At 59.7% G+C, this 26,151-nt stretch carries 22 protein-coding genes and 2 pseudogenes; 14 read left to right on the top strand and 10 right to left on the bottom strand.

Features of this window, described 5'->3' with window-relative positions; genetic code table 11:
- Positions 1-59: 59 nt before the first annotated feature.
- The 3 genes from FRT59_RS01810 to FRT59_RS01800 form a co-directional block, all read right to left on the bottom strand.
- Positions 60-710 (bottom strand): DUF1120 domain-containing protein, encoded by a 651-nt coding sequence (locus FRT59_RS01810; protein WP_153870249.1) that lies wholly within the window; start codon positions 708-710, stop codon positions 60-62.
- 229 nt (positions 711-939) lie between these two features.
- Positions 940-1,575, bottom strand: a complete 636-nt coding sequence (locus FRT59_RS01805) for a response regulator (RefSeq protein ID WP_153870248.1) — start codon at positions 1,573-1,575, stop codon at positions 940-942.
- Positions 1,576-1,783: 208 nt separating this feature from the next.
- Positions 1,784-2,518 carry a response regulator gene (locus tag FRT59_RS01800; RefSeq protein WP_153870247.1) on the bottom strand — a complete coding sequence of 245 codons (735 nt, stop codon included), beginning with the start codon at positions 2,516-2,518 and terminating at the stop codon, positions 1,784-1,786.
- A gap of 513 nt (positions 2,519-3,031) precedes the next feature.
- On the opposite strand from FRT59_RS01800, the gene FRT59_RS01795 reads away from it, so the two are divergent.
- The 10 genes from FRT59_RS01795 to FRT59_RS01750 all read left to right on the top strand — a co-directional run bounded on the left by FRT59_RS01795 (position 3,032) and on the right by FRT59_RS01750 (position 12,166).
- Complete coding sequence (locus FRT59_RS01795; RefSeq protein WP_153870246.1) at positions 3,032-3,661, top strand: DUF1120 domain-containing protein; 630 nt, start codon at positions 3,032-3,034, stop codon at positions 3,659-3,661.
- Positions 3,662-3,690: 29 nt separating this feature from the next.
- Positions 3,691-4,329, top strand: a complete 639-nt coding sequence (locus FRT59_RS01790) for a DUF1120 domain-containing protein (RefSeq protein WP_034118237.1) — start codon at positions 3,691-3,693, stop codon at positions 4,327-4,329.
- A 35-nt stretch (positions 4,330-4,364) separates the two neighbouring features.
- Entirely contained in the window at positions 4,365-4,988 is a 624-nt protein-coding gene (locus FRT59_RS01785) for a DUF1120 domain-containing protein (RefSeq protein ID WP_034118236.1), read from the top strand.
- Positions 4,989-5,026: 38 nt separating this feature from the next.
- Entirely contained in the window at positions 5,027-5,650 is a 624-nt protein-coding gene (locus tag FRT59_RS01780) for a DUF1120 domain-containing protein (RefSeq protein ID WP_153870245.1), read from the top strand.
- Positions 5,651-5,735: 85 nt separating this feature from the next.
- On the top strand, positions 5,736-6,365 hold the full coding sequence (locus FRT59_RS01775) for a DUF1120 domain-containing protein (RefSeq protein ID WP_034118234.1): 630 nt from the start codon (positions 5,736-5,738) through the stop codon (positions 6,363-6,365).
- 2 nt (positions 6,366-6,367) lie between these two features.
- Positions 6,368-7,111 carry a fimbria/pilus chaperone family protein gene (locus tag FRT59_RS01770; RefSeq protein WP_080752936.1) on the top strand — a complete coding sequence of 248 codons (744 nt, stop codon included), beginning with the start codon at positions 6,368-6,370 and terminating at the stop codon, positions 7,109-7,111.
- 90 nt (positions 7,112-7,201) lie between these two features.
- The gene (locus FRT59_RS01765) at positions 7,202-9,652 is read left to right on the top strand and encodes a fimbria/pilus outer membrane usher protein (protein ID WP_153870244.1); all 2,451 of its coding nucleotides are present in this window, start codon (positions 7,202-7,204) and stop codon (positions 9,650-9,652) included.
- Between the two features lie 11 nt (positions 9,653-9,663).
- Positions 9,664-10,794 (top strand): DUF1120 domain-containing protein, encoded by a 1,131-nt coding sequence (locus FRT59_RS01760; protein ID WP_153870243.1) that lies wholly within the window; start codon positions 9,664-9,666, stop codon positions 10,792-10,794.
- A gap of 10 nt (positions 10,795-10,804) precedes the next feature.
- Positions 10,805-11,455: a DUF1120 domain-containing protein gene (locus FRT59_RS01755; RefSeq protein WP_034118231.1), complete on the top strand. Its 651-nt coding sequence runs from the start codon at positions 10,805-10,807 to the stop codon at positions 11,453-11,455.
- Between the two features lie 87 nt (positions 11,456-11,542).
- A complete protein-coding gene (locus tag FRT59_RS01750) occupies positions 11,543-12,166 on the top strand; it encodes a DUF1120 domain-containing protein (protein ID WP_153870242.1) in 624 nt (207 codons plus the stop codon).
- Between the two features lie 16 nt (positions 12,167-12,182).
- Here FRT59_RS01750 and FRT59_RS01745 read toward each other — a convergent pair whose 3' ends face one another.
- Together FRT59_RS01745 and FRT59_RS01740 are read right to left on the bottom strand one after the other, a co-directional pair.
- Complete coding sequence (locus tag FRT59_RS01745) at positions 12,183-13,448, bottom strand: CynX/NimT family MFS transporter (RefSeq protein ID WP_153870241.1); 1,266 nt, start codon at positions 13,446-13,448, stop codon at positions 12,183-12,185.
- Positions 13,438-13,515: pseudogene (locus tag FRT59_RS01740) on the bottom strand (GntR family transcriptional regulator); the annotation flags it as partial. The gene FRT59_RS01745 and the pseudogene FRT59_RS01740, both read right to left, overlap by 11 nt.
- Positions 13,516-13,658: 143 nt before the next feature.
- On the opposite strand from FRT59_RS01740, the pseudogene FRT59_RS01735 reads away from it, so the two are divergent.
- Together FRT59_RS01735 and FRT59_RS01730 are read left to right on the top strand one after the other, a co-directional pair.
- A pseudogene (locus FRT59_RS01735) lies at positions 13,659-13,970 on the top strand (type II toxin-antitoxin system MqsR family toxin).
- Positions 13,967-14,458, top strand: a complete 492-nt coding sequence (locus FRT59_RS01730; RefSeq protein WP_153870240.1) for a type II toxin-antitoxin system MqsA family antitoxin — start codon at positions 13,967-13,969, stop codon at positions 14,456-14,458. Before FRT59_RS01735 ends, FRT59_RS01730 begins: the two are co-directional and overlap by 4 nt.
- A 50-nt stretch (positions 14,459-14,508) precedes the next feature.
- Here the strand turns inward: FRT59_RS01730 and FRT59_RS01725 are convergent, their stop codons facing one another.
- The 4 genes from FRT59_RS01725 to FRT59_RS01710 all read right to left on the bottom strand — a co-directional run bounded on the left by FRT59_RS01725 (position 14,509) and on the right by FRT59_RS01710 (position 18,678).
- Positions 14,509-15,273, bottom strand: coding sequence for an amino acid ABC transporter ATP-binding protein (locus FRT59_RS01725; RefSeq protein ID WP_153870239.1), 765 nt, complete (start codon positions 15,271-15,273; stop codon positions 14,509-14,511).
- A gap of 11 nt (positions 15,274-15,284) precedes the next feature.
- Positions 15,285-16,382 carry an amino acid ABC transporter permease gene (locus tag FRT59_RS01720; RefSeq protein WP_153838836.1) on the bottom strand — a complete coding sequence of 366 codons (1,098 nt, stop codon included), beginning with the start codon at positions 16,380-16,382 and terminating at the stop codon, positions 15,285-15,287.
- Positions 16,383-16,392: 10 nt separating this feature from the next.
- Positions 16,393-17,574: an amino acid ABC transporter permease gene (locus tag FRT59_RS01715; RefSeq protein WP_034118225.1), complete on the bottom strand. Its 1,182-nt coding sequence runs from the start codon at positions 17,572-17,574 to the stop codon at positions 16,393-16,395.
- Between the two features lie 72 nt (positions 17,575-17,646).
- Positions 17,647-18,678: an amino acid ABC transporter substrate-binding protein gene (locus tag FRT59_RS01710; protein WP_034118224.1), complete on the bottom strand. Its 1,032-nt coding sequence runs from the start codon at positions 18,676-18,678 to the stop codon at positions 17,647-17,649.
- Between the two features lie 345 nt (positions 18,679-19,023).
- Here FRT59_RS01710 and FRT59_RS01705 point away from each other — a divergent pair, with 345 nt between their 5' ends.
- Both FRT59_RS01705 and rhlB read left to right on the top strand, forming a co-directional pair.
- A complete protein-coding gene (locus tag FRT59_RS01705; RefSeq protein ID WP_153870238.1) occupies positions 19,024-19,680 on the top strand; it encodes an alpha/beta hydrolase in 657 nt (218 codons plus the stop codon).
- A gap of 96 nt (positions 19,681-19,776) precedes the next feature.
- Positions 19,777-21,243, top strand: coding sequence for an ATP-dependent RNA helicase RhlB (gene rhlB / locus FRT59_RS01700; protein WP_034118222.1), 1,467 nt, complete (start codon positions 19,777-19,779; stop codon positions 21,241-21,243).
- Positions 21,244-21,382: 139 nt separating this feature from the next.
- Here rhlB and FRT59_RS01695 read toward each other — a convergent pair whose 3' ends face one another.
- The gene (locus FRT59_RS01695) at positions 21,383-26,122 is read right to left on the bottom strand and encodes an RHS repeat domain-containing protein (protein WP_153870237.1); all 4,740 of its coding nucleotides are present in this window, start codon (positions 26,120-26,122) and stop codon (positions 21,383-21,385) included.
- Positions 26,123-26,151: the final 29 nt, after the last annotated feature.

The raw sequence follows: 26,151 nt of genomic DNA, 5'->3' as shown, positions 1-26,151 counted from the left end.
TGCGCTACCGGGGAAAGCCATGGCTATTTGCCTAGGGAATGAGTGATGCCTGTAGGTGTTTAGAGGTACACGATATCCAGGGTCGCGTTGCCGTCTATCTGAACTTCTTCAGTAATCGGCAGATCCCGGCTCGGTGCGATCCATGCCTCGAATCGCAGGTCAGCCTCCAAGGTCTGCAACGGCTTCGGAGCAATGGAAGGCCCTGCCGCCGCTTTTATCGAACGCATCCAACCGGGTTGCCAAACTGAGTCCCAGGCATCAAACCAAGTCTGCCCATCCTTGGATTCAATCGGCTCGCCCGGAATACTATCGGCTAAAGCATCGCTTATTTTCAGCATGTACCCGCCAATCTTCGCGTCATTTGACGCCAGACCCAGGCCAAAACCTGAAAGTAGCGGTTGTGAGGGGATGCTTTTGTTATAGCCAGTCCCCAAGCGGTTGTCCGTTACCTTGACAGCAATCAAGGCAGTGGCTGCGCAATCGACCCTCATCTTGAGCGTTGTATCAGGCAACGGTGTGGATAAGCTTGGTTTCAGGTCTTGCGCCGATATCTTCCCGTAATCCACTACGTTGCTGCCAGGAAACGAAGGCGTACAAGCGGACGGGGTGATCTTACCGACCACACTCAGATCCACGCTGGAGGCGGCTATTGCATTAGAAATACCGGCCAACAAGAATGCGCCGGTAATAAGTACACGAGGCGGTTGCATATCAATGCTCACTTTCGGTCGATTATTAACAAATTAAACAAACGCACAGAGGCGCCTGCGCAACCTGCAAGTTCGACTCAACTAATAGACAGGGAATGTAATGTCCCCGCTGCACTAATGGCAGGGCGACCATGGAAATTTAGAGGACACTTCGCTCAAAATTAATACAAGTAATACGAATCCCGCGGCCTGCCCCTTACTTAAATCACTGTCATAAAACTGTAACTTTCTACGGCACCATTCCCGCCGAGCGCGCATAAGCGAATAAGTCTACATCCGTGGAAATACACAGCCGGTTCATCGCGGTACTTTTCTGCTTGCTGATGGTGGAAATGCTGCGGTTGACCCGCGCCGCAATCTGGCTGACGGTCAGCCCGCTGGCCAGCATGCGCACCACTTCGCGCTCCTTGCCGGACAACTGTGGTGCCTGCGATTGATCCCCCGTCCCAGCCTCGTGCAACTGCTCGCGCAAGCACTCGCTGGCAAAGGTCTGGCCTTTGACAACCGCCTTGATTGCCGAGGGCAATTCCTTGGCCGAGGCTTTCTTGGCCACAATGGCCTGCGCACCATGGGCGAAAGACGCACGCAGGGTTGCGATATTAGCGAACATGGTGACGAGGATCACCGGTAGGGTCGGGTATTGGCGCCGTAGCAGGCTCAGCAAACTATAACCGTCGGCCTGACGCCCGCCCGGCATGGCGAAATCGGTCACCAGCACGTCACAAGGCGTGGTGCTCAGCAACACCAGCAAGTCATCGGGGCCGCTGGCTTCACCAACGACCATGCATGTACCACTCGCTTCAATCACCACCCTTTGCCCAATGCGCACAATGGGATGATCGTCGGCAATTATTACTCGAAGCATAAATACTCACGGATAGTGGCCACTTGATTGCAGGCAAAATACCCCCGCCAGCGCTCTTCAACAACCACCTGCCAGAGGCACTTTTAAGCCGCGCCCAATGCCCTATAGCTCGCTCGATTTAGCTTACAAAATAAAAGGAAAATCCCCACACTGAAAAACTACAACTCAACAGAACAATTTCCTACAAAACAACGCACCCAATAAAGCCTCACAGCGTGCTCAAGTAAGCGAAATAAAGTTTGAGGTCATGCTCAAACACCTCCAGCCTTCCCAGGTTCGCCTGCACGCCATGGATGCGGACCTGCTCAATCAGCGACCCTCCCTGGCTCTCCAGGTCATCGCAGCCTAAAAACGCCAGGCTCCCCAGCAGACGATGCAGCCGCCCCAGCGCGAGTTGGGTGTTCAACGTGATGCGCGCATCGGCCAAGGCCGCACAGTCCATGCGCGCTTCACGCAGCAGGCTGTCAAGCATCTGGTTCACCACCCGTTCGCTGCCGAAGGTCTGGATCATGTCCACCCGCGTCGGCCAGTGGGTTGAGGCCCTGGGTAATGCCGGCGACACTTCACCCGGCGGCCCGGGCAGCCAACGCCCGAGCACATCGCACACCTGTGCAAACGTCAGTGGCTTGAGCAGCCATCCATCCATGCCGGCATCGCGGCAGCGCTGGGGGTCATCGGGTTGCAGGTTGGCAGTGAGCGCGATGATCGGAACCCGCCGATGTGCATGCCCCTGCTCGTGCAGGCGTATCGCCCGGGCCAGGGCATACCCATCCATGCGTGGCATATGGCAATCGCTGATCACCAGGTCGAAGTGCCTACGCGTAATGGCCACCAGCCCTTCACCTCCATCAGCGACCAACTCATGGCCGAGCCCGAGCTTTTGTAGAAACCAACCCAGCAAAACCCGATACGCTGAATGATCATCCGCCACCAATACCATCATGTGTCGCCAGTGATCCGGGGGGGAAAAATGCAAAGGAACGCGCTGCGAAGAGACATTGCTCGAAAGCACTCTCGCTCACCTCGTTGATAGTGACAGTTGTCCAGCCCCCTTCACCCGAGAATGTAAACGTTGTTCTGGATGAAAAAACTGACGCGACAGTCAAAGGCCACGCACTCTGCTACCTAGTTCAGAAGTTCAAATGACAGTCATCGCGACCGGAAAGTATCTTTTGATATGCCATCTGGCGATACAACAACTACGAAACTGACGCCCTACCTAATATTCAGTTTTTGAACACTGCGACTTAAATCGGCTGTGTTCACCCGCCAACTTGATTGTCGTAAAAGTTGTATGTCACCGACAACACTCTGTCGCTAGATTATTGCTCACTTCTTCAGGGCGGTCCTGCGCTACCCGAGCCGCTCTGAACAACTTAAAAAAATCCTGCCCTCGTCGACACCTTCTAGCAGCGGGTGTCGCTACGGCGTGATTCAACGTACTGGAACCACAGAAATGAACAATTGCTTTGTTTTGTTGAGCGCCACTCTATTGCTCAGCGGCGCCTCAACCGCGTTTGCCGCCAGCAGCGTGGACCTGACCGTCCAGGGCATCATTACACCCAGCGCCTGCACGCCCAGCCTCTCAAGCGGCGGTGTCGTTGACCACGGGAAAATCTCGGCCAAGGATTTGAAGCCCAATGACTACACGCTCCTCAACGACCACACCCTGCAAATGTCCATCACCTGCGATGCACCAACCCTGCTGGCGCTGCAGGGCGTGGACAATCGCGGCGATGCCATTGACCCAATGAGCGGCTATGGCCTGGGCCTGGTCGACGGCAAAAAGCTCGGTTTCTACACCCTGGCGCTCGCCAACGCGACGTCCAACGGCACGGCCATCTCTGTGCTCGAGTCCAGCGACAGTGGCCTCACCTGGCGGGAAAACACCCCAGGCGACGTCATGCCGGTGACCTACCTTGCGTCGTTCGGCGACCGCTCAACGGGCAGCTGGGCGCCCACGCCCGTGCAGAACCTGACGTCAGACATGAAAGTACAAACCATTCTCGGCCCCACGGCGGGCATGAACCTGGCCAACGAGATTCCCATCCTTGGCTCCGCCACGTACGAAGTGAAGTACCTGTAAGCCTTCCATGACCCACAGGATGTGACCCTATGGCCCGCCCCCTTATTACCCTTGCCGCAACACTCTTGATCATTGGCGCAGGCCCCGTATTCGCCGACAGCAGCACGGACCTGGGCGTCACCGGAGTCATTACCCCCGGTGCCTGTACGCCCGCCCTCAGCCAGGGCGGCGTTGCTGATTATGGAAAAATCGCCGCCAGGGACCTGCAAGAAAACCAACCTACCCCCCTGCCGACCACCACCCTGCGACTGAGTGTGAGCTGTGAAGCCGCCACACTGTTTGCCCTCAACGGCGTCGATAACCGTCCGGGCTCGTCCATTGATGTCGACAGGTCGTCCTATGGCCTGGGGTTCATCAACGAGACCGAGAAGGTCGGCAGTTTCCTGGTCGTGCTCACCAACTACCTCGCCGACACCCTGCCCGTGACCAAGCTGGGCTCGCGCAACAATGGCGCCAGCTGGATCGAGCACAGTGAGGACGCCATCTGGATCCCCGGTTGGCTCGCCGCCTTCGGAAACAACGCCAGTGGCGACTGGGCCCCTATCCCGATCCGGGATCTGAGCAGCGACGTGAGAATCCACCCCTATATCGCCGCCGCCCAGAGCCTGACCCTGATCGAGGAACAACCAATCGACGGCTCCGCCACCCTGGAAGTGCGTTACCTGTAACCCCCCCACCGAATTGCCCAAAAGGACCTGTGCCCATGGAAAAAAACACGCCCGCCGCTCTTGCCCTTCTGCTGGCGGCCTGCGCGCCTGGCGCATTCGCCGCCAGTAACACCGACTTGAGCGTCAAAGGCATCATCACACCTGCCTCTTGCACACCCAGCCTGTCCGACGGCGGCATCGTCGACCACGGCAAGTTGACCGCCAGGGACCTGCACCCGGACAAGCCCACCAGCCTGCAAGCTGGCGAAATGCTGCTGGAAGTGCAGTGTGAAGGGCCAACGTTTTTCACCCTGACCACCGAGGACAGCCGTGCCGGCAGCTCGGCGATCAACCCGGCGCACCATGGGCTGGGCATGGTTAACGATGACCAGAAACTCGGCAGTGTGGCGTTCGGGCTGTTCGATCCGGTAGCAGACAACCTGCCAGTGCAAACCATTCTGTCTCGCGACGGCGGCGCCACCTGGTACCCCTCGTCGTACTTGGGCCACGCAGCCTTGACTGCCTTCGCGGCGCCAAGCGGCCCCACCACGCCGATGGCTCTGCAAACCCTGAGCGCTCGTCTGCGAGCGTTCACGATGATCGCACCCGCCAGTGACCTGACCTTGCTCGACGAAATCCCCATCGACGGCCTGGCCGTGATGCAACTCAAGTACTGGTAACCCCCCCTTTTCCGATATCCCCACTCAGGAACCACATCATGAACACCGTATTAAAATCCCTTACTGCCGCCACGCTGCTGCTGGGCAGTGCCCACGTGCTCGCGGCGTCCAGCGTCGATCTCACAGTCAAGGGCCTGATTACCCCAAGCGCCTGTACCCCGACCCTGTCCAACGGCGGCGCGGTGGACTACGGCAAAATTTCGGCCAAGGACCTGAAAGTTGACCAACAGACTTTTCTAGACTCCCAGACCGTGCAATTCACCGTCACCTGTGACGCCGCTACCCTGATGGCGATGGAGGCCAAGGACAACCGCGAGGGCTCTGACGCCAATAACGACGAAATGGAATTCGGCCTGGGCCTGATCAACGGCACGGAAAAACTCGGCGGCATGGAATTGCGCCTGTTGAACCCCGTTGCCGACAGTGTGCCGGTCGCCACCATCGGTTCCTACGACGGCGGCGTCACCTGGGGTACCGAGCGCAACCTGATGCGCAACAACCTCATTGCACCCGCCGTAGCCGGCGTCAATACGCCGATCCCGGTCCAACTGTGGACCGCAGACCTGAACGTCATGCCCTTTATTGCCAAGACCAGCGGGCTGACCCTGACCAACGAAGTCGCCATCGATGGTTCGGTGACCCTGACCGTGCGTTATCTGTAACGCCATCCGAATCGAACAAAGGCAGGTCTGAACGCTTGCCTTTGTCATACGCAAACGATGAACCCGGCAACCGGTGAACCTCCCCATGAAGCCTATTTCTTTACGACTTCTTGCCCTGCTTTACCTGGCCAGTGCCGGCCCGTGGGTAGTGGCGGCCTCCAGCACCGAGCTGAACGTCACTGGCCTGATCACTCCCAGCGCCTGCACCACCACATTGTCGGCCAACGGCATCATCGACCACGGCATGGTGCCGGCGCGCAGTCTCAACCAGTACGAGTACAGCGTCCTGCCCACTCAAGCGCTGGACTTGACGGTGAGCTGCAACGAACCGGTGCTGTTCGTACTGGTGGGCGTGGACAATCGCGCCAGTTCCTCCCTGGGGCCGGGGTTTTATTACGGCCTGGGTACCAATATCCATGCACCCACCGAGCGCCTGGGCACTGTGTCCCTGGCCATTCGAGAGGCCACGGGCGACGGCGAGCGCGTGCTGGTGCTGGCCTCCAGCAACAAGGGTGAAACCTGGTTCCCCGAATCCAATGCCTTCCCGAACAACTATATGGGCTTCGCCCGGCCAGGCACGTTGGTACCCGAGCCCCATCGTCTGGTGAACGCAACGCTGCAAGTCAACACGTCCATCAATGCCGCCGCCTATCTGACCCTCAAGCAGGAGGTACCGCTGGACGGTTCCATCGTGCTTGACCTGAGGTATTTGTAGCCATGACTGCCCTGCCCTTTTTCACCCGACTGTTCATCTTCGCGCGCCTGGCCTTTGTTTACCTCGGCGCGCTGCTGCTGGCGATCGGTAGCCCTGCCCTGGTACTGGCCGACGGCATGGTGCCCGACACCTCGGTGGTGATCGTCAACGAAGCCGATGGCGAAGCCTCGGTCACCGTGACCAACACCGACAATAAGCTGGCCCTGCTGCACGTAACCCTTGAAGACATTCCTGAAGACACGGCAACACTGCTGTTCGTCACCCCGCCCCTGGCCAGGGTCGAGCCGGCCAAGAGCCAACTGATCCGCTTCATTTTGCAGTCGGCCGAGCCTCTGACCACGCAGCGTTTGAAACGGGTGATCTTCGAAGGCATGCCCCAAGGCCGCTCGGCAGCGCAGGCTGGGCATGCACAGGTGGGCGTGACCGTGCGCCAGAACCTGCCGGTGATCCTGCACCCCAAGGGCCTGGCCCCCAACCGCACGCCTTGGACCGGGCTGGAGTGGCGCGTGAAGCGTGACCAATTGAGCGTGCACAACCCCAGCCCTTATGTAGTGCGCCTGGCTCAGGAACTGCGACTGCTGCCTGGCAAAGGTTCGGCCTTGTTGCCACGGACTTATGTACTGCCGGGTGAAACCCTGAACGTTGCGGTTACAGGCAACGGCGCCGGTGCAAACCGCGTGAAGTTACAACCGGCCACGGTATATGGCTTTGCCGTAGCGCCTTACGAAGCACCGATCACCCTATAAAAAAGAGTGGCTTGAGGCCACCGGACGGCCTGACTGAACCGCAGAGTAAGCGGGCCACCAACACTTGAGTACGACCTTGTGAGCACAGCAATGACTGACCGCGACGGCAGAGCCGTGCCCGGCGTTTCACCACGCCACGCACGCACAATACTGACCAGTCTGGCACTGACCCTGGGCGGTGCACTGCCGTGCGGGGCGGTACTGGCAAGTGACATCGCCGGCTCCTTCGACCCCCAGACCCTGTCCCGACGTGGCATCGACCCGGAACTGGCCAACCTGCTGCTGCAAGCCCCTCGTTTCGGGGCAGGCCGGCATGCCGTCAATCTGACTGTCAACGGCCAGCGCCGCGGGCGTGTGGACGTGGAGTTCAACCGTCAGGGTGGCCTCTGTTTCAACCGTGCCCTGCTGGATGCGGGCAACCTTATAGTGCCCGACGATGATGGAGCGCCCTCCTGTCATCGCTTTATCGAGCGCTACCCACAGACCGTCGTTGAGCCAGACCCGGCAGCCTTGGGCCTGGCCCTGGTGGTGCCCACCGACGCGCTGCGCCCCGACCGGCAGGACATCTCCGGCTACCAGACTGGCGGCACGGCAGTCCTGCTCAACTACGACCTGACCGGCCTCTACAACGAGTTCGGCGACAACAGCAACCGCTTCGGCTCGGCTAACACCGAAGTGGGTTTCAACGCGGGCGACTGGATCGTGCGTAGCCGGCAAGTGAAGACCTGGCAGGACGGCAATTCGCGCACCACCCACCTGGATGCTTATGCCCAGCGCACCTTCGCCGAGCATCAGGCGGTGTTGCAGACCGGCCAAATCAGCCTCTACAACCCGGTGCTGGCCGGTACACAAATTACCGGCGCTCAAGTGCTGACCGAAACCGCCCTGCAAGACCAGAACCAGGGTGCGACCATCACCGGTATCGCCAACAGCCCCGCCCAGGTGGAAATCCGCCAGAACGGCGCGTTGATCCACTCCACCGTAGTACCGGCCGGGCCGTTCGCGTTGACCGATGTACGCCGCTTGAACAGCCGTTCCGATGTGGAAGTCACAGTCAAGGAAACCACCGGCGAAGAACGCCGTTTTACCGTGCCCGCCGCCATGCTCGGCCTGGGCCTTCCTGCGCCGGGCTATTCGGTGGCGGCCGGGCGCGTGCGCCAGATTGGCGACAGCAATGGCCGTGAGCCGTGGGTGGTCAGCGCGGGCTGGAGTGGCCCACTTCACCCGCAACTGAGCCTGAGCGCCGGCGCGCTGGTGGCCGATGCCTACCGCTCGGCAGGCGCAAGCCTGGGGTGGCTCCCTTGGCAGGACAGCCAGTTACAGTTCTCCGCCCAGGCAGCGCAGGCCAGCCTCAGGCGCATGGGAACCGAACGCGGGGTGCAGACCGACCTGTCCTGGTCCCAGCGCTTGAGTGACAACTGGTCGGTTAGCACCGCGGGCTCTTGGCGCTCCCAGGGGTACCGCGACCTTGAGGATTCCACCTACGTCGGCAATAGCGAGGATCAACAGCGGACGCGCTACCGCGACCAGCAAAGCGTCACCGCGTCGTGGGCGCATCCGGCATTGGGCGCATTCAGCGCCGGGGTTTCGCGCACGGCCTCGTATAACGGCGAAAGCAGCAGCCGCGCGCTGGCGTCCTGGGGCACCAGTTTTGGCCGGGTGTCAGTGTCGGCCAGCGCCGAATGGCAAGTGGGCGGCCGCCAGCAGAACGACAACAGCGTTTACCTGAACCTCAGTGTGCCGCTGGGTGAAACCCGTCGCGGGCGGGCCTGGGTGCGTAACACCGGTGGTGAGCATCGGCTGGGGGTTGGGGTGAGCGAACAACTCAACGATCAACTCAGTTACCGGCTGGGCGTGGAGCGCGACAGCCGCGACCGCGAAGTGGAGTCGTCCCTCGGCGTGTCGGCGCTGCCGTGGTACAGCCAGTTGGATTTCAACTACACCCGCAGCAACGACGAGCGCGCCAGCTATCAAGGCGGCGCCCGCGGCGGCGTGGTAGTGCATGACGCCGGAGTGACCTTCTCGCCGTACCCGGTGCGTGACACCTTTGCCGTGATGTCGGTGGGCGAAATGGCCGGGATCAAGGTCACCACCCCAAGCGGCCCGGTATGGACCGACTGGCAGGGCCAGGCGGTGGTACCGCAGGTGAGCGCCTATGGTCGCAGCCCGGTGGAAGTGCAGACGCGCTCACTGCCGCGCAATGCCGATATCCACAACGGCCTGGCCGTGATCGCCGCCGGGCGCGGCGCGGTGGACAAGGTGCAGTTCGGCGTGGCGCTCACCCGGCGTGCGTTGCTCAACGTCACCACGGACAACGGCCAGCCATTGCCCCGTGGATCGACGGTGAGCACTGCCGACGGTGAGTTCGTCACCTTGGTGCAGGAAGGCAGCCAAGTGTTCCTGCCTGACGTGCTCGACCCACGCCCCCTATGGGTCAAGGCACCTGGGCAACCCCGTTGCCGGATGGACTTCGAGCTGCCGAAAAAAGCCGACCCCGAGGTGTACTTCGAGACCGCACCAGCCAGGTGCCACCAGCCATGAGGACGTTCACCATGAGCCTGCAACACCGGTTATATCCCCTGGGTTTGGTACTGCTGGGCAGCGCGGCCTGGGGCGCCGAAGAATGCCAGCTCAACCTGAGCCAGACGCAGTTGGACTTCGGCCTGATGAACCGCGCCGTAATGCTCACACCGGCACCGGAGCGGCTGCTGGGGGAGCGGCGTCTGAGCCTGACGCTGAACTGCCCACACCCCACCGACATGAGCCTGTTTTATCGCGGGCTGGGCGCAGGGCCGCAGCGCTTTCGCTTTACCGAGCGCGGCAGCTATGGCTTGAGCATCAGCGATGCGGTGCTGGATGGCCAAGCGGTGGAGCTGGGCTTGATTGCAGGCCAGGGCCAGCCGCCTTCCGCTGTCAGCAGCCAATTGGCCTGGCAACCGGGCCACGGTGTGGTGCCGATGCGCGGCGGGATCGCCGTGACCGGGCGCAACCTGTCGATGCAAATCGACGCCCGAGCCTGGGCCAACGAGGACGCCACGCAGGTGCGCGATGCCGTGACCTGGGACACCGCCGGGCTGTTCGACGCCCTGGCAGCCGGGCGTTCGCGGGAGCTGCGCCTGCAAGCGCGCTTTGCCCCCGCGGCGTGTACCCCGACTCTGTCCAACGGTGGCCATGTGGAGTTTGGCAAACTGTCGGTCAGCGACCTCAACCCCGACAAGGACACCCCCCTGGCCCCCCGCGCTTTGTCGCTCAGCGTGACCTGCGATGGGCCGACCTACTTTGCCGTGCGCATGCAGGACAACCGTCAGGGCTCGGCCAGCGGCAGCGTCGATGACAACACTTATGGGCTGGGCCTGGATGCCCGCCAACAGAAGATCGGCCGCTATCGGCTGTTGTTCGACCCGGCGCGCATCACCGCCGACAACTTCACCCATGTCTTTAGTACCGACTCGCCCACCGGCATGCTGCCCTGGAACAGCGCCAGCACCCGTATGGCTGCGGTAGGCGCCAATGGCTACCTGGGTTTCAGTGCTGTAGCTGGCAGCACCGCAGGCCCCAGCGCGATTCAAACCCTCAATGCCACGCTGAGCCTGGAAGCGGTCATCGCACCGCTGGGTTCGCTGGATTTGAGCAATGAGGTGCGGCTGGATGGATCGGGCACACTCGAAATCCACTATTTATAGGAGCTGAACCATGAAAACGTTATTGAACACACTGACCGCCTGTGCGTGGCTGACCTGCGCCTGTGCAGCCCAGGCCGCTTCCACCACAGAACTGACCGTGGGCGGGTCGATCACGCCCATGGCGTGCACCCCCGTACTGTCCGCTGGCGGGCTGGTCGATTTTGGCAAGATCTCGCAAAAGGACCTCAACCAGGCCACCGGCACCCGGTTACCGCTCAAATCGCTGACGCTGACCGTCAGTTGCAACGCCCCCGGCCGCTTCGCCCTGCGTATGCGCGATAACCGCGACGGTACCGCCCACGTCAACAGCGAGATCTATTACGGGCTGGGGCTGGACAGCGCCGGCAACAAACTCGGCGTCTATTCGGTGAGCTTTGATCCCAAGCAGACCGTGGCCGATACGTTGCCGGTGACCTACGGCACCGAATCCACCACTGGTGGCGTGGCGTGGCGCACCTCCAACAGCAACCCCATAGACATCGGTTCCAGAAGTTTGCTTGGCTTTACCGATCTGGCCGGCAGCACCGCCGGGCCTTCGGCCATCCAGAACCTGACCAGCACCCTGACGCTCGAAGCAGTGATCAACGCCAAGCAGAACCTGGATTTGAGTGTGGAGACACCCATGGACGGCTCCGCCACCCTGGAAGTGGTTTACCTGTAGCACCACCATTGCCCTTGCGTTGGCGGGACTCCCAAGTATGGGCATCGTGCGAACAGGCCCATCTAGCTCTGCCTGTGGTTAAAGTAGATGAATACGATCTCGCGGTTATCAACACTTTTATGGCTTGTCTCCAATGGTTCGCTGGCTATGGCCACATCATCGGTCGATATCACTGCCAGTGGCATAATCACGCCGGATGCCTGTCACATCCAGCTGTCCGAGCAAGGTATCGATCACGGCAAAATCCCCGCCAGCCGTTTGAACCCGGACGAATTCACAGTCTTGCCGTCACGCACATTGGAGTTGAGCATCCAGTGCGCGCAACCGATGCTGTTTGCCCTGGTGGGCATCGACAACCGTATGGACTCCTCGCTTGCCCCCGACTTTTTCTACGGCCTGGGAAGAAACATCCACGCGCCCACCGAGCGCTTGGGCTCTGTTGCGCTGTCCTACCGCAACCCGGAGGGAAACGGCCAGCCGATGCAAACGCTGGCGTCAGTCGACAAGGGGCAAACCTGGGGGCCGGAGCCGAATGCCTTCCCCAATCAGTACATGGGTTTCTCGTTACCGGGTAACCGTCAGCCCGATTTCATTCGACAGCTGCGCGCCCAGCTGCGCATCGACACGTCCATCAACCTCTCGCAGCAACTGACCCTGGAGCAAGAGGTCCCACTGGACGGCTCCATCGTTCTGGATTTGCGCTACCTGTGACGCACACAGGGTAGCCTCAGCGTTTCTCGCAGGTGGCCTGCACATACTGCGCACGTCCGGCGCCCAGACCGGCGATCACTGCGCCGAGGCCGAGTACCGCGAAAATCCAGCCGACCGCCGCCCAACCGCCGGTCCAGTCATGCACCACGCCAACCGCCAGCGGACCGAGGGACGCCAGGGTGTAGCCGATACCCTGAGCCATGCTCGACAAGTTGGCCGCCACGTGGGCGTCACGCGAGCGCAGCACGATCAGGGTCAGCGCCAGGCTGAAGGTGCCACCCTGCCCCAGACCCAGCAGAATCGCCCAGCCCCACAGCCCCTCCAGCGGTGCATACAAGCAACCGAACAGACCGCCAAGGGTCAACAGCATCACCACCACAATCGCCAGCCGCTGGTCCTTGCCCCGCATGGCCAACCAAGGCGCGACGAGGGAACTGGCCAGTTGCACGATCACCGAACCCGACAGCACCAGTCCCGCCTGGGTCGCCGTCAGTCCACGGCCAATCAGGATGGAGGGCAACCAGCCAAACACGATATACGCCAAGGACGATTGCAGGCCCATGTACAAGGTCACCTGCCAGGCCAGTGGGTCACGCAACAAACCTCTCACGCGGTAGGCCACTTGGTGGGCGCCATGCCTCTGTCCGACCTGGGGCAACCAGAACAGCGCCGCTACCAGTGCCGGCAGAATCCAGAAGCCCAGGCCAATGTTCCAACTGTCACCGAAGTAATGACTCAACGGCACCGTGGCACCCGCCGCCAGCGCCGCCCCCAGGCACAACGCCATCGTGTACACACCGGTCATGGCGCCAGCCTGCCTGGCAAAATCACGCTTGACGATGCCCGGCAGCAACACGCCGATGATGCCAATACTCGCACCAGCCATCAGGCTGCCGGCAAACAGCCCGACCTCACCGAACGAGCTGCGCAGGATGATGCCCGCCGCCAGCGTCAGCAGAATACCCAGCACCACCCGCTCGGCCCCGAAACGCCGGGCCAGCACCGGCGCCAGCGGCGCGAACAGGCCCAGGCACAGCACTGGCAAGGTGGTCAGCAAACCGGCCTTGGCCGCCGACAACCCCAGGCTGGCGGACACTTCGCTAAGCAACGGCGCCATGCTCGACAACGCCGGGCGCAGGTTCAGCGCCACCAGGATCAGGCCCAGCAATAGTAACCACGGCCGTGTGACATGCGGTGGCGTGTGTTGCACCACATCGTCGTCGGCTTCGGCGTCGATCAACAGTTCTTCGAGTTCGGGCGTACGTTTGGTTTCAGGGTTCATTGATCAACTGCCGGCAGAGGGATTTGGCGCGCTCGGGGTCTTGGCTTTGCACCGCGTCAAGCAGGGCTCCAATCATAGGATGAATTGTCTTACAGGCTATTCGGAGCTGCCTACAAAGGCAACGCACTAGGGTTCTTAGGCAGGAAAAGGAGCAGTATTTTCGATTGGTAAAATTACCCTCAGAGGGTAATTATTGGACTCAGGTGTCTTATGGAAAAGTACACACCTCATTACGATTTGGCGGTGATAAAGGCGGATGTGAGGCGGCTTGGAAGAAGAGCGTTTACCCATACAGCACAAAGGTGTGGCCGAGACCTCCACTTCAGCATCAAGGACATGCAGGACTCCATCTATCAGTTACAAAACTGGATGCTGTACAAGTCGATGACCACTCATAGGGATCATCGGATTTGGCAGGACGTGTATCACACACACTAAAAAGATAGGGAGATTTACATCAAGGTCACTTACTCCCCGGACGGTGACCCACCGGTGATCTCCTTCAAGGAGAAGAACCTATGAAGGTAAAAAATTGCTACATCTGTGGCGCCCCCGACGCACTGCATTATTTCGAGGGGCGTAGTGAAACCATCAGTGTCAAAGGCATGGAGCGCAGGGTGGATAACCTTTCCGGCTGGGAATGCCACGTATGCGGCGACGGCTTCTGGGACCCCAATAACGATAGTGCAGACCGATATGGAGAAGCAGGCGACGAACTGGTCCTCGCCGTCCGGAAAACGATAGGCGCCGAGATGAAACGCATCCGCCGCAAACTGCACCTCACACAAAAAGAGGCGGTGGAGTTGCTTTCCGGTGGCGGGCATAACGCATTCTCCCGATACGAGCGCGGCGAGCTGCTAGCTCCCAAACCCTTGGTGCTGCTGATGCGGTTATTGGACCGTCACCCGCATCTGCTCGAAGATGCAAAAGCCTTGGCAGAAGGTGCAGATATGCGTGGCACTTTCAGCTATACGGTGAATAACGATACTGAAACGCTCAAGGCTTCCTAGCCCAAAAAATAAACCCGGCACCAGGCCGGGTTTACTTGTTCAAACATCGCTCAATGCAGAATCTGGCTCAAGAACAACTGGGTCCGCTCATTCTGCGGGTTGTCAAAGAAGTCATTCGGCGCCGCCTGTTCCACGATCTCGCCCTTGTCCATGAAGATCACGCGGTTGGCCACGGTGCGGGCAAAGCCCATTTCGTGGGTCACACACAGCATGGTCATGCCGTCTTCGGCCAGGCTGATCATGGTGTCCAACACTTCCTTGACCATTTCCGGGTCCAGCGCCGAAGTCGGTTCATCGAACAACATGATTTTCGGTTTCATGCACAAGGCACGGGCAATCGCCACGCGCTGTTGCTGGCCGCCGGACAGTTGCCCCGGGAACTTGTGCGCCTGCTCCGGGATGCGCACGCGCTCCAGGTAGTGCATGGCGATTTCCTCGGCCTGGCGCTTGGGCATCTTGCGCACCCACATCGGCGCCAACGTGCAGTTCTGCAGGATGGTCAGGTGCGGGAACAGGTTGAAGTGCTGGAACACCATGCCAACTTCACGGCGGATCGCTTCGATCTGCTTGAGGTCGCTGGTCAGTTCCACACCATCGACCACGATGCGGCCCTGCTGGTGTTCTTCCAGACGGTTGAGGCAGCGGATGGTGGTGGACTTGCCCGAACCCGACGGGCCGCACAGCACGATGCGCTCGCCCTGCTTGACGTTGAGGTTGATGTCTTTCAACACGTGGAACTGGCCGTACCACTTGTTGACGCCCTGCATCTGGATAATGCCTTCAGGGCTCACAGGCTGTTTGATTGCTTCGCTCATAAAAAGAACTCCTAACGCTTGTGGCCTGTGTCGAGCTTGCGTTCCAGATGCATGGAATAGCGCGACATACCAAAACAGAAAATCCAGAACACCAGGGCAGCGAACACGTAGCCTTCAGTGGCCATGCCCAACCATTTGGGGTCGGCGGCGGCTTGCTTGACGCTGTTGAGCAGGTCGAACAGGCCGATGATGATCACAAGGCTGGTGTCCTTGAACAGCGCAATGAACGTGTTGACGATGCCCGGTATCACCAGCTTCAGGGCTTGCGGCAGAATCACCAGGCCCATGCTGCGCCAGTAGCCCAGGCCCATCGCCGCAGCCGCTTCGTACTGCCCCTTGGGAATCGCCTGCAAACCACCACGCACCACTTCGGCCACGTAGGCCGACTGGAACAGGATCACGCCGATCAGTGCCCGCAGCAGCTTGTCGAAGTTCATGCCTTCAGGCAGGAACAGCGGCAGCATCACCGAGGCCATGAACAGCACGGTGATCAACGGTACGCCGCGCCAGAACTCGATGAAGGTCACACAGATCACCCGAATCGCCGGCATAGTCGAGCGCCGCCCCAACGCCAGCATGATGCCCAGCGGTAAAGCGCCGGCGATGCCGACAGTGGCGATCACCAGGGTCAGCATCAGCCCGCCCCATTGGTAGGTAGCCACGTTGGTCAAGCCAAAGACGCCACCATGCAACAGGAAGAAAGCCACGATCGGGTACACCACCAGGAAGCTCAGGCCGTAGATCGCCTTGCGCTGCAGGCGCGAGATGAACAACGGCGCCGCGCCGACAATGGCCAGCCAAACGGTAAGGTCCACGCGCCAGCGCAGGTCGCTGGGGTAGTAGCCGTACATGAACTGCCCGAAGCGCTGTTGGATAAACACCCAGCAGGCACCCTGCCTGGTGCAATCGGCCTGGGTGGTGCCGATCCAGTTCGCGTCGAGGATTGCCCACTGCACAAGGGGTGGCACCACCAGGTACACCAGATAGATCGCCAGCAATGTCAGCAGGGTGTTGAGCCAACTCGAAAACAGGTTGGCGCGCATCCACGCCATCGGGCCGAAGACCCTGCCCGGCGGCGGCATGTCAGGTTTGAACGTATGCGTACTCATGCGTGTTTCCTCACCGCTCGATCAGCGCAATGCGCTTGTTGTACCCGTTCATCAGCAGGGAAATGCTGATGCTGATCGCCAGGTAAACGCTCATGGTTATAGCGATGACTTCAATCGACTGACCGGTCTGGTTGAGCACCGTGCCGGCGAACAGCGACACCATTTCCGGATAGCCGATACCGGCGGCCAACGACGAGTTTTTCGCCAGGTTGAGGTATTGGCTGGTCAGCGGCGGGATGATCACCCGCAGGGCTTGCGGGATGATGACCTTGCGCAGCGTGGGACCTGGGCGCATGCCAAGGGAACGCGCAGCTTCAGTCTGGCCGTGGCTCACAGACTGGATACCCGAGCGCACGATCTCGGCGATAAACGCAGCCGTGTAGACGGTCAGCGCCAGGGTCAGTGCCAGCAGTTCGGGGATCAACACCCAGCCGCCGACAAAGTTGAAGCCCGCCAGCCTTGGCATTTCCCAGTGCAACGGTGCGCCGAAGACCAAGGTGCACAACGCCGGAATCACGATGAGCAGCGCCAGGCCGACCCAGAACTTATGGAACGGTACACCGGTGGCTTCAAAGCGCTTATTGGCCCAACGCGTCATCAGTACGATTGCCACGATGGCGACGACGATGCTGGCAACAAACGGCCAGAAACCCTCAGACGCCAGCGCGGCCGGCATATTCAGGCCCCGGGCGCTCATAAAGAAGGTATCGCCAAAGTTATGGCTGTTACGCGGCAACGGCATGGTCAGGAACACCGCGAAATACCAGAACAGGATCTGTAGCAGCGGCGGGATATTGCGGAATACTTCCACATAAACCGTCGCCAACTTGTTGATCATCCAGTTGGGTGACAAGCGCGCCACGCCGATGATGAAGCCGAGCAGGGTTGCCAGGACCACACCGATAGCGGACACCAGCAGGGTATTGAGCAAGCCGATCACAAACACCCGTGCATAGCTGTCCGATTCGGTGTAGTCGATCAGGTGCTGCGCGATGCCGAAGCCGGCACTGCGCTCAAGAAAGTCGAAACCCGAGGTAATGCCCCGGTGTTGCATGTTGGTCTGGGTGTTATGGAACAAGTACCAGCCCAGCGAGACCACCGCCACAATCGTGATGATCTGGAATAGCCACGCACGCACTTTGGGATCGCTGAAGCTGAGCTTCTGCTTGGGTGCGCCGATTTGATTTTGCATGGAGTGCCCCGAAAATAATGGAACAGGACATCACCCGGCGGTTGGCCCACCGGGTGATAGAACCATCAGCGATCAGCGCACAGGGGGTGCGTATTGGATGCCGCCGTTGTTCCACAGCGCGTTCAAGCCACGGTCGATTTCCAGCGGCGTGCTCTTGCCCAGGTTGCGCTCAAACATTTCACCGTAGTTGCCAACCTGCTTGACGATCTGTACGACCCAATCCTTCTTCACCTTCAGGTCTTTGCCGTATTCGCCGTCAGCACCGAGCAGGCGCGCGACGTCGGGGTTCTTGGTCGACTTCGCTTCAGCTTCAACGTTCTTGGAGGTCACACCGGCCTCTTCTGCGTTGAGCATCGCATAGCCCACCCAGCGCACGATGGCCAGCCACTCGTCGTCGCCGTTACGCACCACCGGGCCCAGTGGCTCCTTGGAGATGGTTTCTGGCAGCACCACGTAGTCTTTCGGCGCGGCCAGTTTGCTGCGCTGGGCGAACAGTTGCGACTTGTCGGAAGTCAGCACGTCGCAACGCCCGGACTCCAGCGACTTGGCGCTTTCATCGGAGGTGTCGAAGGTGATCGGGGTGTACTTGAGGTTGTTGGCGCGGAAGTAATCGGAAACGTTCAGCTCAGTGGTGGTACCGGCCTGGATGCAGATGGTTGCACCGTCCAGTTCCTTGGCGCTTTTCACGCCGAGCTTGCTGTTGACCAAAAAGCCGATGCCGTCGTAGTAGGTGATGAAACCCGGGAATTTCAGGCCCATGCCCGCATCGCGAGAGCTGGTCATGGTGGTGTTGCGCGACAGGATGTCGACTTCACCCGATTGCAGCGCGGTGAAACGCTCCTTGGCGTTCAACTGGCTGAACTTGACCTTGGTGGCGTCACCGAAAACCGCAGCGGCCACGGCGCGGCAGTAGTCAGCGTCGATCCCGAGGATCTTGCCGCTGGCATCCGGCACCGAGAAGCCCGGCAAGCCGTCACTCACGCCACATTGCACAAAACCTTTCTTCTGCACGGCGTCCAGGGTGGCGCCCGCCTGGGCAAAACCACTGACACCCAGTACAGCCGCCGCAGTGACGATGGCCAGGGTGGATTTCAATACCTTCATTCAAACCTCCAGTTGCTCTTGTTGTGTCCAAGCTCCAACCTCAGCGCACCCTTATGAGGCGATATCGACCCGTGTTGGCTTTTTTTGGGGTCAAGCGGCATGAGGCTTTCGCGGTCTTTCCAGCGGCTATCCCCGGAGCGGCAGTCACTGATAGTGTTACCGTCCTAAGATAGTTCTGACATCGACCTACACATAGCAAGGCGCGTACCAGAGTGCCGGCCGAGTACTTGCAACCCGGGCTCACTGGCAAAAGATTCAACCTTGCGACATTCTCTTAACAGATCAACCTGTAGCGCACCGTTCCGACGCCCCCAATCGGAGCGCCCGCACATAGATGGAGCAGACATGACTGACCCCTTGATTATTCAGCCCGCCAAGCCCGCAGACGCCTGCGTTATCTGGTTGCATGGCCTGGGTGCTGATCGCTACGACTTTTTGCCGGTGGCCGAGGCGCTGCAGGAAACCTTGCTGTCCACCCGCTTTGTTTTGCCCCAGGCGCCGACGCGCCCGGTGACCATCAACGGCGGTTATGAGATGCCGAGCTGGTACGACATCAAGGCCATGAGCCCGGCCCGTTCTATCAGCCTGGAAGAACTGGAAACCTCGGCCAAAATGGTCACGGATTTAATTGAGGCACAGAAGAGAACCGGGATAGACGCTTCGCGAATTTTCCTCGCAGGCTTTTCCCAAGGTGGCGCCGTGGTTTTCCACACCGCGTACAAACAATGGCAAGGTCCACTGGGCGGCGTGATTGCCCTCTCCACTTATGCGCCGACCTTCGACGATGAGCTGCAATTGTCCGCCAGCCAGCAGCGCATCCCCACCCTCTGCCTGCACGGCCAGTTCGACGACGTGGTGCAGAACGCCATGGGCCGCAGCGCCTATGAGCATTTGAAGAGCCGTGGTGTCACCGTGACATGGCAGGAATACCCAATGGGGCACCAAGTGTTACCCGAAGAGATACGCGATATCCGCACCTGGTTGACCACCCGCCTGGGCTGAAAACCGGCGTTTATGTAGCCGAACGACAGACGCACTACGCCGCGCCCGATTCTTGCATTACACTGGCCGGCGTACATTCCTTAACCAATTAATGAGATGACCGTGCTCAAAGCACTCAAGAAGATGTTCGGCAAAAGCGAGGCTGAGCCGCTCGCGCCTGTTCCCAGTGCCCCTGCCCCCAAGCCCGGCAACCGCCATGACGGTCAACAGCCCGGCCGTACCGCACCGGCCGCCTCACCGAAAAAAACCACGGTGACCCCGCCTGAACAGGCAACACCCGCCGAGATCGCCCCGGCGCCTGTGGCCAAGCCACGCCGCGAACGCGCGCCCAAGCCGCCCGTGACCCCGTGGAAACTCGAAGACTTCGTCGTCGAACCCCAGGAAGGCAAGACCCGCTTCCACGACTTCAAACTCGCCCCGGAACTGATGCACGCCATCCAGGACCTGGGCTTCCCCTACTGCACGCCGATCCAGGCGCAGGTGCTGGGCTTCACCCTGGCGGGCAAAGACGCCATCGGCCGCGCCCAGACGGGTACCGGCAAGACCGCCGCTTTCCTGATCTCGATCATCACCCAACTGCTGCAAACGCCGCCGCCGAAAGAACGCTACATGGGTGAGCCACGTGCCCTGATCATCGCCCCCACCCGCGAACTGGTGGTGCAGATCGCCAAGGACGCCGCCGACCTGACCAAGTACACCGGCCTCAACGTGATGACGTTCGTCGGCGGCATGGACTTCGACAAACAGCTCAAGCACCTCGAAGCCCGCCACTGCGACATCCTGGTCGCCACCCCGGGCCGCCTGCTGGACTTCAACCAGCGCGGCGACGTGCACCTGGACATGGTCGAAGTGATGGTGCTGGACGAAGCCGACCGCATGCTCGACATGGGCTTTATCCCGCAAGTGCGCCAGATCATCCGCCAGACCCCGCCGAAAAACGAACGCCAGACCCTGCTGTTCTCCGCGACCTTCACCGAAGACGTGATGAACCTCGCCAAGCAGTGGACCACCGACCCGTCCATCGTCGAGATCGAGGCACTGAACGTCGCCAGCGAAAACGTCGAGCAACACATCTACGCCGTGGCCGGTGCCGACAAGTACAAGCTGCTCTACAACCTGGTCAACGACAATGGCTGGGAGCGCGTGATGGTGTTCGCCAACCGCAAGGACGAAGTGCGCCGCATCGAAGAACGCCTGGTGCGCGATGGCGTCAACGCCGCGCAACTGTCGGGCGACGTGCCGCAGCACAAGCGCATCAAGACCCTGGAAGGTTTCCGCGAAGGCAAGATCCGCGTGCTGGTGGCCACCGACGTGGCCGGGCGCGGCATTCACATCGACGGCATCAGCCACGTGATCAACTTCACCCTGCCGGAAGTGCCGGACGACTACGTGCACCGCATTGGCCGTACCGGGCGTGCCGGGGCTGCGGGTGTGTCGATCAGCTTTGCCGGGGAAGATGACTCGTATCAGTTGCCATCGATCGAGACGCTGCTGGGGCGCAAGATCAGCTGCGAGACACCGCCGACGCATTTGTTGCGGGCGGTGGAGCGCAAGCGGCCTTAACGTTCAAACGCAATAAAAAATGTGGGAGTGGGCTTGCTCGCGAAAGCGGTGGATCAGTCAGTACGTCTACAACTGACAGACCGCTTTCGCGAGCAAGCCCACTCCCACATTCGTTTGCATCAAGCGCTCAAGCTTCACCTCATGCCTGTATCAACTCCCTCAGAATAGGCTGGCGAACACGCGTGGCCTCGTCTCTGAATGCCTGGTAATACTCGACGCTGCCGCTCGGCATATCTTTCAAGCCGATGAGGGCGGGTTGCGTCTGGGCCTGAGCCGAAGCAGAAAAGCTGCCGTCGCTGGCCTCAGGGGAAGCCTTCGCCCCCGCCTGGCTCCTACTTTCGATTGATCGGCCAAGGTTGGTAAATCTCAAAATAGCCCGCGTACTGGCGAACGCCTGGCTGTACGGGGTAATACCAGCCTTGTCGGTGAATTTGTAGGTCAAGCCCAACATGCGGTCGCGCCCAGCCATCAACGCACTGCCGATGGGCGTATCAACCAGTTTTCCAACGCCGGTAAATTTTGCAGCCGCGGTCTTATAGGCCATATGCGCCGAGGTATAGGCTCCCCCAATCCCCACAGCTAATGAGGCTACAGAGAATGCGAGCGCCGCCCATCCCAGGTTATTAATGTGGTTCGAGCGGTCCCAGCCCATCGCTTTATCGACCTCGGCAACCCCCAGTGCTGCCGTACTCAGTGTTCCTCCGACGACACCCAACGCAGCACCACCTAATATTGCCGCTTTCGAAGCGATAGCCATCGCTGTCGCGCCTCCGGCCACAGCCCCCGCGAGCGCTGGAGCCCCAAACCCTACCGTCACGAGGGAGAGGGCCAACGCTGCCCCGGTCAACACCCACTTCAACCAGCTAGGCCACAACCCGCTTGGGTCCATCAAGTTGATCGGGTTACACGCACAATAGGCATAGCTGTTGATCCCGCCCTCATCAAAAGGACTCAGCGGGTCGGCCTGCAAAAACATCATCAGCTCCGGATCGTAGGCACGGCGACCGTTACCCAGGAAGTAGAGCCTGATCGCCGCATCCAGTCGCTGACCATTGAACGCAGGTAGTTGCAGGTCTGCCATAGTGCGGGCTTTACCATCATCCAACGGAATTTTGGTGTCGCCGTAAGGCAGGTAGTGCCGCCGCACATGAGCCTGCCCTGGCGCGGATAGGCCACGCACGCTGCCGGCTGCATCGTTGGCATGCAGTTGCGGCCCGTCCACGCCACCACCACGCGCCATTACTTGATCATCACCGGTGAAATAGCGGATCTTTTTATTACCTTCAACCAAGGTTTCGAGGCGGTCGCCTGCATACGCCAGCATCACCGGAGCCTCACCGCTGCGAGAGGCGAGCACCTGTCGGGATTCTGCGTCGTACTGATAGCTGTACTGAAACGCACCGGTCCGTACGTCGGTCAGCTGTTCAAACTCGTTGTACGTATAGAACTGGCCTGAAGGCCCAACCGACAAATTGCCCGCAGCGTCATAAGTCAGGGTGACATCCTGGACTGGGAGTGTGTGGGTCAAGCGTGTCAGTTGGGTGGGATCCGGGCCGGTGAAAAAACGTTCGCAAATGTCTTGGGTGCCGCCGGCAAAGGAGGTGACCACCTGGGTAATGTTATTGAGGCTGTCGAAGCTGAAATCCTGCCCGACGATGCCACGCCCCATCTGATCCTGAGGGTGTTCGAGGCCTTCGCAACGGTAGGTCTTGAGCCGCAGGTAGGCGTCGTAGGTGAACGTCTCACCGATCACCACCCGCGAACTGGCATCGTGCAGGAAACGGCTCGCCAGCATGCTGTTGACATGATAGGTGCAAGTCATCACCTGAAGCAGCGTACCGTTCTGCTCGAAGCGGCGTTCGGCTTCCCGCCCCAGGGCGTCATAAGACACTTTGGTGACTATCTGCATGCTGTCATAGTCGGTGGTCAAGTTCTGCGGCCGGCCCAGGTTGTCGTAGCTCTGTTCAATCACCATGGAGCCCGTGGTCATCTTGGAAAACCGCCCCTGGGCGTCGTACTCCAACTCGCTACGCTGGCCATCGGCAGCCGTTTGATGCAGCAGTCGCCCGCCGGGAGAGTAGCCATAGAGTGTTGTCACTGACGTACCGGTAGCCGTTTGAAGCTCCTTCTCGAGATGGCCGTTCACATCCTGGAAAAACTCATGAATCAGGCCATTGGTCTCCGAACGTGCCAGTGTCCCGGCTACAGGGTCATACCGATAGGTACTCACCGGTAGCCCGGTCATCTCAATGCGGGTCGGTACATCCAATTCTTTGTCGTAAACCAGGCTTTGACGTGCGCCTCGAGGAGAAACCATTGCGATAGGCTCCATCCACCCCGCCTCGTATTCCCAGGTCGTGGTTTGCCCCTCTCCGTGGGCCTGACTGGTCATGCGACCGAGGCTATCGTACGTACGGGTGCCCACCCGCTCGCCATCGACCGTCAGTGCGATGGCAGACTCACTGCTGATGCCGGGTGCATAGTCCATTTTGCGTATGCGAGGGGCGGTGCCATCGGCTGGTTTTTGATGAACCGTCATCTGGCGGTCGAAGGCATCGTAGCTAAACTCGGTCAGGTTGTTGTTGACGTCCAACACCGACATGCATCGGCCCAGGCCATCGTAAGTGCGCGACTCCACTTGGACACCGTGTTCGCTAGCATCGAGGCGTTCCACCCTCACTGGCTGGTTATGCTCATTGAAATAGGTCTTCAAGCGCTCTGCGCCTTCTACCCCCTCGCTCTTAAGGTTGAGCAACGGATCGTACTCATCAATCAGCACACTGCCATCGGCACGCGCCACACGGCTGGCGTTGCCCCAGCTATTGTAGGAGTAGGTGCTCTTCAACGAGCGCGGCCCGTCATTCAGGTAGTCGGTATTGACCACCTCCACGGTTTGTCCCAACGCGTCATAGAGCCAAGTTCCGGTGACGCGCTCCTCGTCCTCACCAATCAATTGGGCTTCGGATACCTGCCGCCCCAAGCCATCGAAGTAGGTGATGACTTGATTATCCTGGGCGTCGGTGGTGATCAAATGGGCACGCTTGCCTTGCGTCGCAAAGTGATAGGTGTAACGACGGGAGGCTTGTTGCGCTTTACCAGAGGAAACCGTTTCCGCCGTCAGCCGGCCACCGACATCAAACCCCAGGTCCAGGGTGCTACCACCGTCTCGGCTCATTGACAGCAAACGTCGATTGGTCAGTGAGAGTGTGCGCGTCGACTCCAGCCATTGCCCTTCGCGGCCCTTCAGACGCCGGTTTTCAACAAGGTTGTCACCTGTAATGGTGTAACTGAAGTCACTGCTCAACGAAAGTCCATCAATGGTGTTGGAAGTGCTTTTCAACCGGCCAGCCAGTTCGACGGGAGTTTCATAGTAGCTTTGCCGCATGCTGAACACTCCGGCCTGGCTACTGGACTCCTGCAAGACAAAATAACTGCTGCCAGTCATTGGTACGCGGGTGTAGGTGTACTCGGTGAGCCGAGCGGCTGGCGTAGGCGCCGCAGGAATAAGGTGCTCTTGCTTAACGTAGCGCTGGAACAAATCATGAGGGTCGGCCGGGCATCTACCTGACTCGCCAGTGATCGGGTAATAGCTGAATTCAGTGCGAACGCCGGAAGCCTCGGTGCGGCCCAGCTCATTGCCGTATTCGTCAGTCTCGATATGCTGGGTCTCTTCCCGTGATGTGCCACCGGCAAACAGCTCATAGCGTTTGGTGATGGTATGGGGAAGTTGAAAATTGGCAGGCTGCTCAGCAAACAGGCCTGGCTTGATATTGTAGGCAACGTTAGTCGTAGTCAGCGTCCCCTCGCGCAGGCATCTCTCTTCGGTCAGTAAATGAAACCTGTTGTAAGTACTACGGATGCTGCTCAGAACGGTATCGTTTAGCAGCGGATCGATGCATTGCTCTTCAGTCCAATAGCTATAGTCACCGCCAATCAGATACAGATTGTCCTCTCCCTCACGAAAGCCACCTGAGTAGGGGAAGCCGGTAAAATTGCTACCTGTGCTGTAGGTGTAGGTTCGGGTGATGGGCTCCTGGCTACTGGCGGGTGTCTGAACCCAACTGAATACCCGTGGGAGATATTGGCCATTGCCATATTGGTGCCCCTTTTCGATGTACCTGATGAATTCTTCGCCCCCCATCGGCGACTTCACTTGGTTGATGCCAATCAAGCCATTGCTAAATGCGGGCGTGTAGCCAAAAACATAGCCGGCACTTTGCAAGGCGCCGTCCCGATCATAAGGTGCTGTGACTGCGGTCAACCGACCATTGGAATAAGTGAATCGGGTACGAGCATATCGACCGCCGTCGACCCTTGAGTCAACCATTGCCAGCTGCCCGCTGGAGTAGGTCAACAGTAACAATACTTGCTGATCATGCCCCAGAACCCGCTCGAGCGATCCGCCCCGCGTATACTCCCACTTCAGGCGCTCACCGTTTTCAAACTCAATCGCCACAATCCGATAAGGCATGGAGCTATCGGTGCGCTGCAGCACCTCGACAGTGCCGTCCTTGTAAACCACATGAAGGGTATTGGCATCCGGGCGCCGAACCACCAGGTCTTTGAGCTTGCGATCTTTGAAGACCAGCGTTCCACCCACAATGGGCATACTCTGGGCCTTGAACTGTTCTCCGCTCAGCAACGTGAGTCGCAAACGAGCACTGTCAAACTCAGTGTTACTTAACCGCCATCCTGTGCCATAGACGCTTGAGTCGGCAGAGAGCATGGAAAACGACAACGCGATATTCCGGCTGACTTCTAACGGCCCCATCGGGCATAACGTCATCAGGTTAATTCGCACACTGTACTGACCGCTACGCGGGTCTACCGCAGCATTTAAATAAGCGCCAAAATTGAAAGCTTGAGAATAGACATTCATATCAAACTCCGCAGAGCGAAATATATAAA

The organism is Pseudomonas haemolytica (assembly GCF_009659625.1).
Taxonomy (GTDB): Bacteria; Pseudomonadota; Gammaproteobacteria; order Pseudomonadales; family Pseudomonadaceae; genus Aquipseudomonas; species Aquipseudomonas haemolytica.
The sequence above is the reverse complement of the archived record's forward strand: the minus strand, read 5'-3'. Positions and strand labels throughout refer to the sequence as shown.